The 12,246-nt window shown below is 65.8% G+C and carries 15 protein-coding genes; 8 read left to right on the top strand and 7 right to left on the bottom strand.

The window, feature by feature from the left end; all coding sequences use genetic code 11:
- Positions 1-22 precede the first annotated feature (22 nt).
- The 3 genes from AC5Y49_RS08870 (at position 23) to AC5Y49_RS08860 (ending at position 3,293) form a co-directional block, all read left to right on the top strand.
- Positions 23-1,807 carry a molybdopterin-dependent oxidoreductase gene (locus AC5Y49_RS08870; protein ID WP_499886019.1) on the top strand — a complete coding sequence of 595 codons (1,785 nt, stop codon included), beginning with the start codon at positions 23-25 and terminating at the stop codon, positions 1,805-1,807.
- A gap of 86 nt (positions 1,808-1,893) precedes the next feature.
- Complete coding sequence (locus tag AC5Y49_RS08865) at positions 1,894-2,490, top strand: DUF2249 domain-containing protein (protein WP_499886018.1); 597 nt, start codon at positions 1,894-1,896, stop codon at positions 2,488-2,490.
- Positions 2,490-3,293, top strand: coding sequence for a class I SAM-dependent methyltransferase (locus AC5Y49_RS08860; protein WP_499886014.1), 804 nt, complete (start codon positions 2,490-2,492; stop codon positions 3,291-3,293). The genes AC5Y49_RS08865 and AC5Y49_RS08860 overlap by 1 nt, the downstream gene beginning before the upstream one ends.
- A 7-nt stretch (positions 3,294-3,300) precedes the next feature.
- Here the strand turns inward: AC5Y49_RS08860 and pcaC are convergent, their stop codons facing one another.
- Genes pcaC through AC5Y49_RS08825 form a run of 7 tightly spaced genes read right to left on the bottom strand, consistent with a single transcriptional unit; the run spans position 3,301 to position 8,440 of the window.
- The gene (gene pcaC / locus AC5Y49_RS08855; protein WP_499886010.1) at positions 3,301-3,687 is read right to left on the bottom strand and encodes a 4-carboxymuconolactone decarboxylase; all 387 of its coding nucleotides are present in this window, start codon (positions 3,685-3,687) and stop codon (positions 3,301-3,303) included.
- The gene (locus tag AC5Y49_RS08850; protein ID WP_499886006.1) at positions 3,688-4,467 is read right to left on the bottom strand and encodes an alpha/beta fold hydrolase; all 780 of its coding nucleotides are present in this window, start codon (positions 4,465-4,467) and stop codon (positions 3,688-3,690) included.
- Positions 4,464-5,693: a lyase family protein gene (locus AC5Y49_RS08845; RefSeq protein ID WP_499886001.1), complete on the bottom strand. Its 1,230-nt coding sequence runs from the start codon at positions 5,691-5,693 to the stop codon at positions 4,464-4,466. The genes AC5Y49_RS08850 and AC5Y49_RS08845 overlap by 4 nt, the downstream gene beginning before the upstream one ends.
- Positions 5,690-6,241 (bottom strand): protocatechuate 3,4-dioxygenase subunit alpha, encoded by a 552-nt coding sequence (gene pcaG / locus AC5Y49_RS08840; protein WP_499885998.1) that lies wholly within the window; start codon positions 6,239-6,241, stop codon positions 5,690-5,692. Before pcaG ends, AC5Y49_RS08845 begins: the two co-directional genes overlap by 4 nt.
- Positions 6,234-6,971 carry a protocatechuate 3,4-dioxygenase subunit beta gene (gene pcaH / locus AC5Y49_RS08835; RefSeq protein WP_499885995.1) on the bottom strand — a complete coding sequence of 246 codons (738 nt, stop codon included), beginning with the start codon at positions 6,969-6,971 and terminating at the stop codon, positions 6,234-6,236. The genes pcaG and pcaH overlap by 8 nt, the downstream gene beginning before the upstream one ends.
- A gap of 42 nt (positions 6,972-7,013) precedes the next feature.
- Positions 7,014-7,499 carry a hemerythrin domain-containing protein gene (locus tag AC5Y49_RS08830; protein WP_499885993.1) on the bottom strand — a complete coding sequence of 162 codons (486 nt, stop codon included), beginning with the start codon at positions 7,497-7,499 and terminating at the stop codon, positions 7,014-7,016.
- The gene (locus AC5Y49_RS08825; protein WP_499885989.1) at positions 7,496-8,440 is read right to left on the bottom strand and encodes a Rieske (2Fe-2S) protein; all 945 of its coding nucleotides are present in this window, start codon (positions 8,438-8,440) and stop codon (positions 7,496-7,498) included. Before AC5Y49_RS08825 ends, AC5Y49_RS08830 begins: the two co-directional genes overlap by 4 nt.
- A gap of 268 nt (positions 8,441-8,708) precedes the next feature.
- Between AC5Y49_RS08825 and AC5Y49_RS08820 the strand changes: the two genes are divergently transcribed.
- From AC5Y49_RS08820 to phtC, 5 genes are read left to right on the top strand one after another with little or no spacing between them, the layout of a single operon-like run.
- Positions 8,709-9,995, top strand: coding sequence for an aromatic ring-hydroxylating dioxygenase subunit alpha (locus AC5Y49_RS08820; RefSeq protein WP_499886359.1), 1,287 nt, complete (start codon positions 8,709-8,711; stop codon positions 9,993-9,995).
- Positions 9,992-10,516, top strand: a complete 525-nt coding sequence (locus AC5Y49_RS08815; protein WP_499885986.1) for a 3-phenylpropionate/cinnamic acid dioxygenase subunit beta — start codon at positions 9,992-9,994, stop codon at positions 10,514-10,516. The genes AC5Y49_RS08820 and AC5Y49_RS08815 overlap by 4 nt, the downstream gene beginning before the upstream one ends.
- Entirely contained in the window at positions 10,513-10,743 is a 231-nt protein-coding gene (locus tag AC5Y49_RS08810) for a dihydrodiol dehydrogenase (RefSeq protein WP_499885983.1), read from the top strand. The genes AC5Y49_RS08815 and AC5Y49_RS08810 overlap by 4 nt, the downstream gene beginning before the upstream one ends.
- Positions 10,740-11,531, top strand: a complete 792-nt coding sequence (gene hcaB, locus AC5Y49_RS08805; protein WP_499885980.1) for a 3-(cis-5,6-dihydroxycyclohexa-1,3-dien-1-yl)propanoate dehydrogenase — start codon at positions 10,740-10,742, stop codon at positions 11,529-11,531. Before AC5Y49_RS08810 ends, hcaB begins: the two co-directional genes overlap by 4 nt.
- On the top strand, positions 11,525-12,241 hold the full coding sequence (gene phtC, locus AC5Y49_RS08800) for a 3,4-dihydroxyphthalate decarboxylase (RefSeq protein ID WP_499886358.1): 717 nt from the start codon (positions 11,525-11,527) through the stop codon (positions 12,239-12,241). Before hcaB ends, phtC begins: the two co-directional genes overlap by 7 nt.
- Positions 12,242-12,246: the final 5 nt, after the last annotated feature.

The following is a 12,246-nucleotide window of genomic DNA, read 5'->3' as shown; positions in this document are numbered from 1 at the left end:
CTAGAGCGAGGTGCGAGACCCCATGGCCGACAATGAACTCGGCGTCCGGGAGCCGCGAGCGAGTGGCGCTGACGTCGATCCGCCCGCTATCAGTTACCGCACCGAGCTGCGATTGGCGCACGACATCGTCGATCGGGAAAGCTGGGCAGGCGGATTAGCAGACAAGCGGGCCATCGCTCCGCGGCTGCGAATAGGACGCGAGATGTGGTTCAACACGCTGTGGCTGATCCCGATCGGGTTCGGCATACTCGTCGCAGCGGTCGCGATCGGCAAAGGGCTGCACAATATTTCAGCAGTGCAGGCTTTCATCCAGCGCTATCCCGGCGTACCCGGACCGTCCGGGGCGCCCGCCGGCATTCCCGGCTGGGTGGGGTGGACGCATTTTTTCAACCTGTTCTTGATGACGTTCATCATCCGCTCGGGCATCCAGATCCTCGTCGATCACCCGCGGCTTTACTTCAGCCGCAACGCCACACCCGGCAACGACGAGTGGTTGCGGCTGGCGAAGCCGGTGCCGGACGACCCGATGTGGACAGCCAAGGATGATTCGGTCGCGCTGCCCGATCAACTCGGGTTGCCGGGGATTCGGCACTCCATCGGCCTGGCCCGGTGGTGGCACCTCGGGTCCGACGTCGTATGGCTGCTCAACGGCGCGGTGTTCTACCTGCTGTTGTTCGCGACCGGGCAGTGGCGTCGCATTGTGCCCACCAGTTGGGACGTCTTCCCCAACGCGGTGTCGGTGGCCATCCAGTACCTGTCACTGAACTGGCCGGCCGACAACACGTGGCTGGCCTACAACGCGTTGCAGCTGCTGGCTTACTTCACCACCGTCTTCATCGCCGCGCCGTTGGCGGTCATCACCGGGCTCGGCATGTCGCCGGCGCTGTCCATGCGGCTCACCGTGATCAGCAAACGGTTGAACATTCAGGTCGCGCGCTCGCTGCACTTCCTGGTCATGGCGTATTTCGTGTTCTTCATCGTGGTGCACGTGACGTTGGTCTTCACCACCGAGGCGTTGCGCAACCTCAACCACATGTTCGCCGCCCGCGACGACGACCGCTGGATCGGGTTCGGCGCCTTTGCCGCGGCGATGGTGGTGGTGGCGGTCGCCTGGGGAGCTGCCACCCCGTTCACATATCGCCACCCCCGCGTGGTGCAACGAGTCGGCTACGCGCTGATCGGGCCGTTGCAGCGGCTGTTCGAATACGTCAACCCGAGGCCGGGCGCGTTCACCGAGCAAGACATCTCGCCCTACTTCTGGCACAACGGCACCTACCCGGAAACCGTGGAGTACAAGGAGCTGGAGCACAACAACTTCGTGGATTGGCGGCTGCGGGTCCACGGTCTTGTCGCGAACCCCACCGACTTCTCCCTGGCCGACCTGCATGATCTCCCCTACCACGAGCAGATCACCCAGCATTTCTGCATCCAGGGTTGGTCAGGCGTCGCGAAATGGGGCGGTGTATCGATGCAGACGATCATTGACATCGTCAAGCCGCTGCCGGAGGCAAAATGGGCGGTGTTCTACTCACTGGGCGCCGGCGCCGACGGCGGCATCTACTACGTCGCGCACCCGATCGAGCAGATGAGCAACCATCTGACCATGCTGGCCTACGACATGAACGGGGAAGCAGTGAGCTACGGCCACGGCGCGCCACTGCGGCTGCGTAACGAGCTACAGCACGGGTTCAGGCAGGTGAAGTGGCTCAAGGGCATCGAGTTCGTTGCGCACTACTCCGAGGTCGGTAGCGGTTATGGCGGTTACAACGAAGACCACGAGTTCTTCGGCCGCCACCAGACGATCTAAAGGTAGGCGAGGCTTCCCTATCGCGCAGGTGATGCGGTAGTGTTTACACAAGTTGCGTTGTACAAACTCTGGGAGGACGAAACCCCGTGGCAGAGAACGAACTTGACGTCCGAGAGTTGCCCAAGCCCCAGAAGCACCCGACGATCTTCGCCACCTACGGCGCACTGGCCGTCGACGAATCGTTTGTGCTGGTCAACAACCATGACCCCAAGCATCTGCACGACGAGTTCGAGGCCGACCACGCCGGCAGCTATGGCTGGGAATACGTCGAGAAGGGCCCGAAGGTCTGGCGGATCCGAATCACCAAGCGCGCCACGACTCCGCTCCCCCGCGTTCTGGCCAACACCGCCGACCTGGCGGCCGAGCCCGACGTGGCCGGGGCGGTATGGAAGCTGGAGGCCCGCGAACGCGACCTGGATTCGAACGTGATCGCGCTGGCGCCCGACGGCGGGATCGACGCGCACGCCGGCGCGGACGTCGACGTCTTGATCCACGTGCTCTCCGGTAGCGGGCGGCTTACCACCGAACACGGCGTGATCGACTTGGTGCCCGGCGCGTTGCTCTGGCTGCCTAAGCGGTCCCGACGCCAGTTCAGCGCGGGTCCGGACGGATTACGCTATCTGACCGTGCACCAAAAGCGGGAAATTCTGCCGCTCACACCGACTGTGCGGCAGGCAGGCTGATGACCGACTACGACACGCTGCCGTCGGCGGACCGCACCGATGATGCGATACACGGGCACTGGCTGCTGGCCCGGCTGGGCAAGCGGGTTTTGCGCCCGGGCGGGATCGGATTGACCCGCACCCTGTTGGCCCGCGCCGATGTGGCCGGTGTCGACGTGCTCGAACTGGCCCCCGGAATGGGCCGCACCGCGACCGAGATCCTGGCCCGCCACCCGCGCTCGTATCTCGGCGCCGAGCAAGACCCCGACGCCGCTCGGGCGGTGCGCAACCTCGTTGCGGACCACGGCGATGTCCGGGTCGCCGACGCCGCCCGGACCGGCCTGCCCGACGCCGCCACCGACGTGGTGATCGGCGAGGCGATGCTGACCATGCAGGGCGACACCGCCAAGCAGGCGATCGTCGGCGAGGCGGCGCGGGTCCTGCGACCGGGCGGACGGTACGCGATCCACGAACTGGCGCTGACACCGGACAGCATCGCCGAGGACATCAAAACCGATGTCCGGCAGTCTCTTGCCCGCGCCATCAAAGTCAACGCCCGCCCGCTCACCGTGGCTGAATGGACCCAGCTCCTCGCCGAGGCGGGCCTGGTCGTTGACGAAGTGGCAACGGCGCCGATGGCGCTGTTACAGCCGCGGCGGCTGGTTGCCGACGAAGGGCTGTGGGGAGCGCTGCGGTTCGCCAAAAACCTGCTCACCCACCACGATGCGCGACGGCGCGTACTGATCATGCGTCGCACTTTCCGCAAGTACCGTGAGCAGCTGATCGCCGTGGCGATCATTGCTCACAAACCGGCAACCGGCTGAATCTGCGTCACTGAGCGTCGATTTCGTCGAACACGCGCTGGGCGATCCGGAAAGCGCTGTTGGCATCTGGCACGCTGCAATAGACGGCGGTCTGCAGCAGCACTTCTTTGATCTCATCGCGGGTCAACCCGTTGCGCAGCGCCGCCCGGATATGCGCCGCCAGTTCCTCGTCGCGCCCACGGGCGATCAGGGCGGTCAGCGCGATCAGTGAACGGCTGCGCCGGTCCAGGCCCGGTCGCGTCCAGATCGCGCCCCAGGCGAATTCGGTGATGAAAGCCTGAAACTCGCGGGTGAAGTCGGTGATCTGCGAGTCGGCGCGTTCGACGTAGCGCTCGCCGAGCACTTCACGCCGCACCGCCATCCCGTCTGCGGAGCGGTCACTGGCCCCGGCCATCTATCTCCACTTCCTCAGCGCAGAAAGAACTTTGGCAATACGTCCGGGTTGCTCGGCGGGAGCCAGGTGCGCGGCGTTGGGCACCTGGACGAACCGGCCACGGCTGACATTGGCGGCGATGAAGCGCACCGAATCGGGCGGAGTGGCGATGTCGTCGGCCCCGGCGACCGCGACAATCGGTGTGTCGATTTCACCGAGTCGACCGCGGGCATCGAATTCGGCCAGCGCCTCACAGGTTCGCGCGTAGCCGTCGTCGTCCACTTCCCGCAACGCGTCCAGCAGCGCCCGCGCCGAGCCCGGGTCACGCTCGAAAAAGCCTGGAGCGAACCACCGCCGGACAGATCCGGACACCACTTCGCCGGTTCCGCCGCTACGGACGACCTGGGCTCGGGAGTGCCAGTCGTCCGGGTCGCCGATTTTTGCCGCTGTGCAGATCAGCGCAGCCGACATAATGCGTTCGGGGCGCGCGAGCAGCAACTGCAGTCCGACGACGCCGGCGACCGAGACACCGGCATAGGTGACCGGTCGCTTACCCACCGTGTGATCCACCAGCTTGCCGACGGCTGAGGCCAACTCGCTGATCGTGAAGGCGTCCCGCGGCGGCGGGCTGGCGCCGTGGCCGGGTAGATCCCAGCCGATGACCTGATAGCTGTCCGTCAGACGCCGGGCTGCGGCCGACCACAACGCGGCCACGGATGTGCCCAGCGACGGGCCGACGACCAGCGGCGGCAGGTCGGGTGAGCCGCCCAAATGGCATCCGCGGATGGCGGGCGTACTCAACGTCGTTCCTCGCGAAGCCGTTGCGCACGGTCCAGGCTGTCGTTGATCAAGAAATCTACTGTACCGAAATAGGTTGGCGACGGGGTGCTTTCGACCAGATCTGCGATCGCTCGTTGTTCACCGGATACGTCGGCGCCGTCGAGGTTGTCGGCCATGCGGTCTGGGTGGACTTCCAACCCGGCGAGCAATTCGCTGCACTGGGCGGCGGCGACGACGGTGCGGCGGGCCAACGTCCGCACCGTGTCCCATTCGGCATGCCACGCCCCGTCCGGGCGCTCGTCGTGGGCGAGGGCGGCGGCGATGTGCAGGGTCGCGGCCAATGGTGGCGCCGATATCGCAGTGCGCCGGAGCAAGATGGACAGCACGGGATTGCGCTTGCCCGGCATGGTCGACGATCCGCCGCGATCGCCGACGGTAGGCTCGCACAACTCGGCGATCTCGGGACGGGCCAGCGTGACGATATCCGAGGCGATGTGGCCCCACGCGTCAGTGCATCCCACCAGGGCGTCGGCGAACGCGGTGACCGGCGCCCGGGTGGTATGCCACGGCATTCGGGCCGCCAATCCCAATGCCGCTGCGGTGTTTTGCGCCAACTGGATCGAGACCTGCGCGGGGCCGCCTGCGCTGCCGGCCAAGGTGGCCAGCTCGGTCGTCGCCGCCAGGGTCCCGCCGGCACCGCCGATCTGGGCCGGCCAGGTCAATGCGCCGAGGCCCCGATACGCCTCGACCACGCCGCCCAGCCACCCGGCCACCTTGGCACCGAATGTCGTTGGCACGGCGTGCTGGGTTAATGTGCGGGCCACCATCGGTGTGGCCCGATACTTCTCCGCAAGAGCGGACAGTGCCGAAATCTGCTCGCAGAATTGGCTTTTCAGGGTGTCGGCGACATCACGGGCGGCCAGCATCAGGGCAGTGTCCAGGACGTCCTGGCTGGTGAGGCCGCGGTGGATCCAGGCGCTGGTGGCCGGAGCGGCGCGCTCACGCAGCAGTGCGACCAACCCGATCACCGGGTTGCCGCCGTCTTCGGCGGTCACCGCGAGCAACTCGCAGTCCTGCGAGCCCACCAATTGGCCCAGATCGGCGTCGGCTGCCTCGACCGGAGCCAGACCGGCAGCGGCCAGTGCGTTCAGCCAGGCCGATTCCACCGCGAGCATCGCCGCAAGCAACGCCTCGTCGGTCATCAGGGCACCGGCGCGGTGATCACCCGGCCACAGCAGGTTCGTCATCCGTTATCGCTGTGGTAGGCCAGGAAAATCGTTTCGTGCTCGCCTTGCAGGTGGATGTCGAAACGGTATCCGCTCGGCTCCACGGAGCACAACAGGGTGTTTCGTCGCGCGGTGTCGACCACTGACAGCAGCGGCTCGGCGGCCAGATCACCGTGCGGCAAATAGGCCCGGGTGAACAACCGATTCAACAACCCGCGTGCGAAGACGGTGATCGCGAAGAACGCAGCACGTCCGGCGGTTACCGATCCGGGTGTCAGCGTTGTGAAGGTGTAGCGTCCGGCCTCGTCAGTCGCGCATCGTCCCCAGCCGGTGAATGTCGCGCCGTCGCGACGCAGCGAACCGGGCTGCGAGACGATGCTGCCGTCCGGGGCCGGCTGCCACAGTTCGACCAGCGCGTCGGGGATGCCGACACCGGCGCCGTCAAACACCACGCCGTGCAACTGGATGGCGTCGGCATCGCCGGCCAATCGGTTGTCGCCGACATACGGCAACGCGCAGTGAAAGAACGGCCCGACTGTTTGCCCTGCCGTGCAGGCTAATTCACTCATGTTCGCTTTGCTCCAGCACGATGTCCCAGCGGTAACCGGTGGCGTATTCGGGTTGGGTGAGCTCGTGGTCGTAGGCGGCGATCAGACGTTGTCGGGCGGCGGGGTCGAGGACGGACTGGAAGATGGGGTCCAACCCGAACAACGGGTCCCCGGGGAAATACATCTGAGTGACCAGGCGCTGGGTGAAAGCCGTGCCGAAAACCGAGAAGTGAATGTGCGCCGGTCGCCAAGCGTTGTGGTGATTTCGCCAGGGGTACGGGCCCGGCTTGATGGTCAGGAAGCGGTACGTGCCGTCGGACTGCGTCAGACAGCGGCCCACCCCGATGAAGTTCGGGTCGATCGGCGCCGGGTGTTGGTCACGATCGTGGTTGTAACGGCCACTGGCGTTGGCCTGCCAGATCTCGATGAGTTGTCCGGCCAGCGGTCGGCCCGCGGTGTCGAGCAGCCGCCCCGTCACGATGATGCGCTCGCCGATCGGCTCGCCGGCACCACCGGCGGTGAGGTCGGCATCGCCGGGGTCGACGTCCTGGTAGCCGAAACACGGCGCCGCGCGCTCGACGCCCTCCGGATCGACGCGGACGAACGGCGATTGCGGATGGCGCAGGGCGCTGCTGCGGTACGGCGGGTAGTTCAGCTGCGGCTGCGGTCCGTCAGCACTGCCGGTTGCCACGCCGGCGATCTCGGCCGTGATGTCGCTTTGGGACGCGAGGTGCTCCGGTGCCGCCCACATAGCGCTGACGCTACTAGCAATGCCCGGCTGTCCTCTGCGGGACTACATCGCGCGAAGCAGCGCCGCTTTGCCCTTCACCCGCAATTTTTCCAGAGTGGAGCCACGTAGCTGCTCGATGCGCGCCGCCATCTCGCGCCCCAGCGCCTCGAGTTCTTCGTCGGTGATGTGCACCGATGCGGGAACCGGGATCATGTCACGTTCCTCTTCGTCGGCGTGCGCCTCCAGGACCGTTTTGAACGTTTCCCATTCGAGTTCGTAGGTGGGCGCAGTCGGCGGCGTGCGCAGCAGCACCGCGAGCTGGTCGGTGACCTGGCGGTGCTCGGCGTGCGCGATCGCGATCAACCTGCTGGCCGCCGCCAGGGCCGGATAGTAGATGTCGTCCTCGATGCGAAAGTGAATATCCAATTCCACCAGCATCTCGTCGAGGATGGCCTGCCGTTCCGCGGTCCCTGCCGGCGCCGCACTGACCTTGGCCCCCAGGCCTTTGAGTACCTTGTGGTGGTCCTGCAGCACTGTGTAGGCGTTCATTTGGCCACTCCCCTTCCCGCCTCGAGCGGATGTTGTGCGTCGCCGCGCAACTCGATCATTCCGTCGCTGATCCGCGCCTGATAGCGGGGCAGCGGCGCCGCCGCCGGGCCGCGCAGCACCTCCCCCGAGTCGACGTCGAATCGCGAACCGTGCCAGGGACATACGATTCGTCCGCGATCGACCCATCCGTCAGCCATCGGTGCCGCGAGGTGCGGACAGAACTCGCCGAAGGCGGATACCTCGCCGTCGCCGGTCTTGCACACGACCAACCCCACCCCGTCGATCTCGACTCGCTGCGGCTTGCCGTTCTGCAGCGACGTCGCCGGCAGCACGGGCGTCCAGTCGCGGGTGCGCAACCGCTGGCCGGATTGATCGATGCCGATTCCGGACTCGAACACCAAGGCGCCGCCCAGGTAGCTGCTGCCCACGGTGATGCCGTAACCCACTGCACTGATGGCAATTCCGCGCAGGTGGCGGCCACGTCGGCGATCCGACCACGACTTCACGTACAGCCCAGTCGCGACGACGTTCAGCAGACCGTGCACGACTCCGACGCGGCGGTCTTCCTCGTGGGTGTGCTGCCAGTCGGTGACGCCGGTGACCGCGGAGGCGATGTTCGCCAGAATCCCCAGACCCAACGCGCGTCGCGCAAACCGCGATGCGTCGACCAGTTCGGAAGCCGGTCGGCCCGGTAGCACGCTCAGCGCATCCAGCGCGACCGTCGTCCCGAGCGCTCCACTGGTCAGCGACGCCAATGGCGGATGAACCGGATGCCCGAGCCACGCGCCGTTCAGTGCGTTGGAAACGCGGTCCCGGGCGCCGCCCAGCGCGTTGTAGACAAAGCCGAGCATGTGCTCAAACCGGTAACTGGGGCGATCCAGCCAGTCCTGCCGTCCGATGAAGGACAGCGTTCGGGTGCCCAACTTCGACCGCTGAACCATGACCTCAGCCTCTCCTCATTTACGGTTTCTATCCTCGTTCCGTCACGGACTATAGCCCGATATGCCCAGCTTGCACGATTTTCATAACCGCATATTCGGATTCATGTGAGATTGTTCACGTACCCAGCGCACAGCTGGCGCTCCGTTGACCGTCCCCGACGGTTCGGGCATTCTCTAAATAGCGGAAGTGCTCTCTGCATAGCAGATCATCGACGGGAGTAGGCCGGTGACCGACTACAGCCACGTCTTCGACAACGTTCGGCGCGGGATGATCCCCGCCTACATCTACAACGACGACGACATCTTCGCTTTGGAGAAGGACCGAATATTCAGCCGCGCCTGGCTGTTCGTCGGCCACGAGTCGGAGATCCCCCACGACGGCGACTACGTGGTTCGTCGGGTGCTGGGTGACTCATTCATCATCGCCCGTGGATCGGACGGCGATGTGCGGGCCCTGTTTAATATGTGCTTACACCGCGGGATGCAGGTGTGCCGCGCCGAGATGGGCAATGCCTCGAATTTCCGTTGCCCGTACCACGGTTGGGTCTACCGCAACGACGGCCGGCTCACCGGTCTTCCGTTCCACCGCGAGGCCTACGGCGGCGACGACGGATTCGCCAAGACCGCTCAAACCCTGTTACCTGCACCGAATCTGGCGAGCTACAACGGGTTGATCTTCATCAGCCTGGATCCCAACGCCGAGCCGCTGGAGGACTTCCTCGGTGACTTCCGGTTCTACTTGGACTTCTACACCAAACAGAGCCGCCACGGCCTGGAAGTGCGTGGCCCGCAACGCTGGCGGATCAACGCGAATTGGAAGATCGGAGCGGAGAATTTCGCCGGCGACATGTACCACACCCCGCAGACCCATGCCTCGATCGTCGAAATCGGACTGTTCCGCGAACCCAAGGCTCAAAAACGCAAGGATGGCGCCACCTATTGGGCCGGCCGGGGCGGTGGAACCACTTATAAACTCCCGCCGGGCGCTTTCGACGAACGCATGCGCTACGTCGGATACCCCGATGAGATGATCGGCCGGATCAAAGACGTTTGGTCACAACGCCACCAACAGGTCGTCGGCGAGGACGGATTCATGATCTCGGCCGCTTCGTGTTTCCCCAACCTGAGTTTCGTACACAACTGGCCCAAAGTCGCAGACGGCGAAGCGGTCTTGCCGTTCATCTCGATTCGGCTCTGGCAGCCGATCAGCGCGAACCAAACCGAGGTGTACTCATGGTTCGCGGTGGACTCTGCGGCGCCGCCGGAGTACAAGAAGAATTCCTACAAGGCCTACCTGATGTGCTTCGGGTCGTCGGGCATGTTCGAACAGGACGACGTCGAGAACTGGGTGTCGCTGACCACCACTGCAGGCGGCACGATGGCGCGGCGGTTGCTGCTGAACAGCCGGATGGGCCTGTTCTCCGATGACCGTCCCGTCGTCGACACGCTGCCCGCAACTGCGTTCCACGGGCCGGGCCGCGCCCAAGTCGGCTACAACGAGAACAACCAGCGCGCATTACTGCAACTGTGGGCCGATCACCTGGAGACGGTATGACCGCCCGACATCCCCTGCCGTTCAACGATCTTCGGCACCTGCAGGCCCACCAGTTCCTGGTTGACGAAGCCTACCTGCTCGACGCACAGCAGTACGAGGCGTGGCTGGCCACCTTGGCCGACGACATTGTCTACCTGATGCCGGTGCGGGTAACCACCGCGCTGGGGGCCGGGTTCGACACCTCGCCCGGCATGGCGCACTTCGACGAGGACAAATACTCGCTGAGCCGACGGGTGGCCCGGTTCCGTACCGAGCACGCATGGACCGAAGATCCGCCGTCACGGCTACGGCACTACATCACCAACGTTCGCACGTTCGCCTGCGAGGATGATGATCATGTGGTCGTCGAATCCGCTGAGCTGCTGTTCCGCAGCCGCGGTGATGCCAACGAAGCGGCGCTGGTGTCCTGCGGCCGCACGGACGTACTGCGCCGGGACGGCGAGCGCTGGAAACTGGCGCGGCGCACCATCATGGTCGACGAGTCGGTGTTGCGGATGCAGAATCTGGCGGTGTTCCTATGACCGATGAACCCCTCACCATCGCAAATGAATTCACCGAAGTGCAGGTGCGTCGCGTGGATACCCGCAACGGATCACGGCTGTTGGTCACCGCACCCAAATCCGGGCAGTCGATCAGCCTGGATGCACTCGAGCTGGAAGCCCTGACACGGCAGAACACCCGCACACTGGAGGCAATGGTCGGCACGACGCATGGCCCGCTGCTTCCGGACGAGGGGCCGACACCATGACGGGCTGGCTGGACGGCAAGCGTGCCCTAATCGTCGGCGCCGGATCGGGCATCGGACGAGCCGTCGTCGACGCTTTCCGTGCCGAAGGCGCCAAAGCTGCTGTGCTGGAACGCGATCACGGCAAGTGCGAGGCTCTCCGCCAGGAGTGCCCGGAGGTGCCGGTCGTCGAAGGCGACGCGATCGAGCGTGCCGCCAACGAACGCGCGGTCGCCGCCGCGGTCGACGCGTTCGGCGGACTCGACACCCTGGTCAACTGTGTGGGAATTTTCGACTTCTACCGGGGAATCCTGGACTTCGACGCCGATGACCTGCCCGCCGCATTCGACGAGATCTTCCGGGCCAACGTGCTCAGCCACCTGCAATCGGTCAAGGCCGCCGTGCCGGCGCTGAAAGCCGGCGCCGGGTCGTCGATCGTGCTGGCCGAATCCGCATCGTCGTTCTATCCCGGCCGTGGTGGCGTGCTCTACGTGTCGTCGAAATTCGCGGTGCGTGGACTGGTCAGCACGCTCGCCCACGAACTGGCGCCGGACATCCGAGTCAACGGTGTGGCGCCGGGCGGCACGCTGAACACCGATCTCCGTGGGGCGACCAGCCTCGGGTTGCAGGATGTCCGCCTCGACGACACACCTGGCCGGGCCGACGACTTAGCGGCGCGCACACCGCTGAACGTCGCACTCTCCGGCCACGACCACGCGTGGAGTTTCGTGTTCTTGGCCTCCGACCGCTCCCGCGGCATCACCGGCGACACCATCCACCCGGACGGTGGATCGGGTCTGGGGGCATCGTGAGTCTCGACGAGCAACGCGCGTTGGTGGCGCAGGCCTGCCGGGTGGCCGCGGCGCGCGGCTTGGTCGACGGCATCCTCGGCCATCTCAGCCTGCGCGTCGACGACGAGCACCTGCTGATCCGCTGCCGCAGTGACGCCGATACCGGGGTGGCGTTCACCCGGCCGGAGGATATTCGGCTGATCCACTTCGACGGCAGCGCCGGCGCCGCAGCCGAACTCGACGGTTACCGAGTGCCCAACGAGCTTCCGATCCACGTCGAAACCCTGCTGGCCGACGCGCGGCATCGGGCGGTTGCCCATCTGCATCCGCCCGCTGTCGTCGCCGCGGATCTGGCGGGCATCGTTCTCCGGCCGATCTGGGGTGCATACGACATTGCCGGCGCGTGGCTCGCACGCGGTGGCGTGCCCGTCTACGAACGGGCGGTGCTGATCCGAAACCCTCAGTTGGGCAAGGAAATGGTGGCCGCGATGCGCGGCCGGCCGGTGGTGATCTGCCGCGGCCACGGGATCACCAGCGCCGCCGCCAGCGTGCAGCAGGCGGTGCTGCAGGCGATCAGCGTCGACGCGCTGGCCCGGATGGCGTTACGCGTGCGCTCCGCCGGCGGCACCGTGCACGACATCGACGACCGGGATTGGGCTGATCTGCCCGACCTCGGTGCCGGCTTCACCGTCGAGGCGGCGTGGCGGCACGAAGTCGCGCGGCTCGGGTAACCCCT

The organism is Mycobacterium sp. NGS62 (assembly GCF_059812285.1).
Note: the sequence above shows the minus strand (reverse complement) of the source record. Positions and strands in the feature narration are given on the sequence as shown.

Coding starts and splice junctions, on each gene's coding strand:
- AC5Y49_RS08815 (WP_499885986.1), top strand. CDS start 9,992: ATGACCGCCCGACATCCCCTGCCGTTCAACGATCTTCGGCACCTGCAG.
- pcaC (WP_499886010.1), bottom strand. CDS start 3,687: ATGGCCGGGGCCAGTGACCGCTCCGCAGACGGGATGGCGGTGCGGCGT.
- AC5Y49_RS08825 (WP_499885989.1), bottom strand. CDS start 8,440: ATGGTTCAGCGGTCGAAGTTGGGCACCCGAACGCTGTCCTTCATCGGA.
- pcaH (WP_499885995.1), bottom strand. CDS start 6,971: ATGTGGGCGGCACCGGAGCACCTCGCGTCCCAAAGCGACATCACGGCC.
- AC5Y49_RS08870 (WP_499886019.1), top strand. CDS start 23: ATGGCCGACAATGAACTCGGCGTCCGGGAGCCGCGAGCGAGTGGCGCT.
- hcaB (WP_499885980.1), top strand. CDS start 10,740: ATGACGGGCTGGCTGGACGGCAAGCGTGCCCTAATCGTCGGCGCCGGA.
- AC5Y49_RS08845 (WP_499886001.1), bottom strand. CDS start 5,693: ATGACGAACCTGCTGTGGCCGGGTGATCACCGCGCCGGTGCCCTGATG.
- pcaG (WP_499885998.1), bottom strand. CDS start 6,241: ATGAGTGAATTAGCCTGCACGGCAGGGCAAACAGTCGGGCCGTTCTTT.
- AC5Y49_RS08860 (WP_499886014.1), top strand. CDS start 2,490: ATGACCGACTACGACACGCTGCCGTCGGCGGACCGCACCGATGATGCG.
- AC5Y49_RS08810 (WP_499885983.1), top strand. CDS start 10,513: ATGACCGATGAACCCCTCACCATCGCAAATGAATTCACCGAAGTGCAG.
- AC5Y49_RS08820 (WP_499886359.1), top strand. CDS start 8,709: ATGATCCCCGCCTACATCTACAACGACGACGACATCTTCGCTTTGGAG.
- AC5Y49_RS08830 (WP_499885993.1), bottom strand. CDS start 7,499: ATGAACGCCTACACAGTGCTGCAGGACCACCACAAGGTACTCAAAGGC.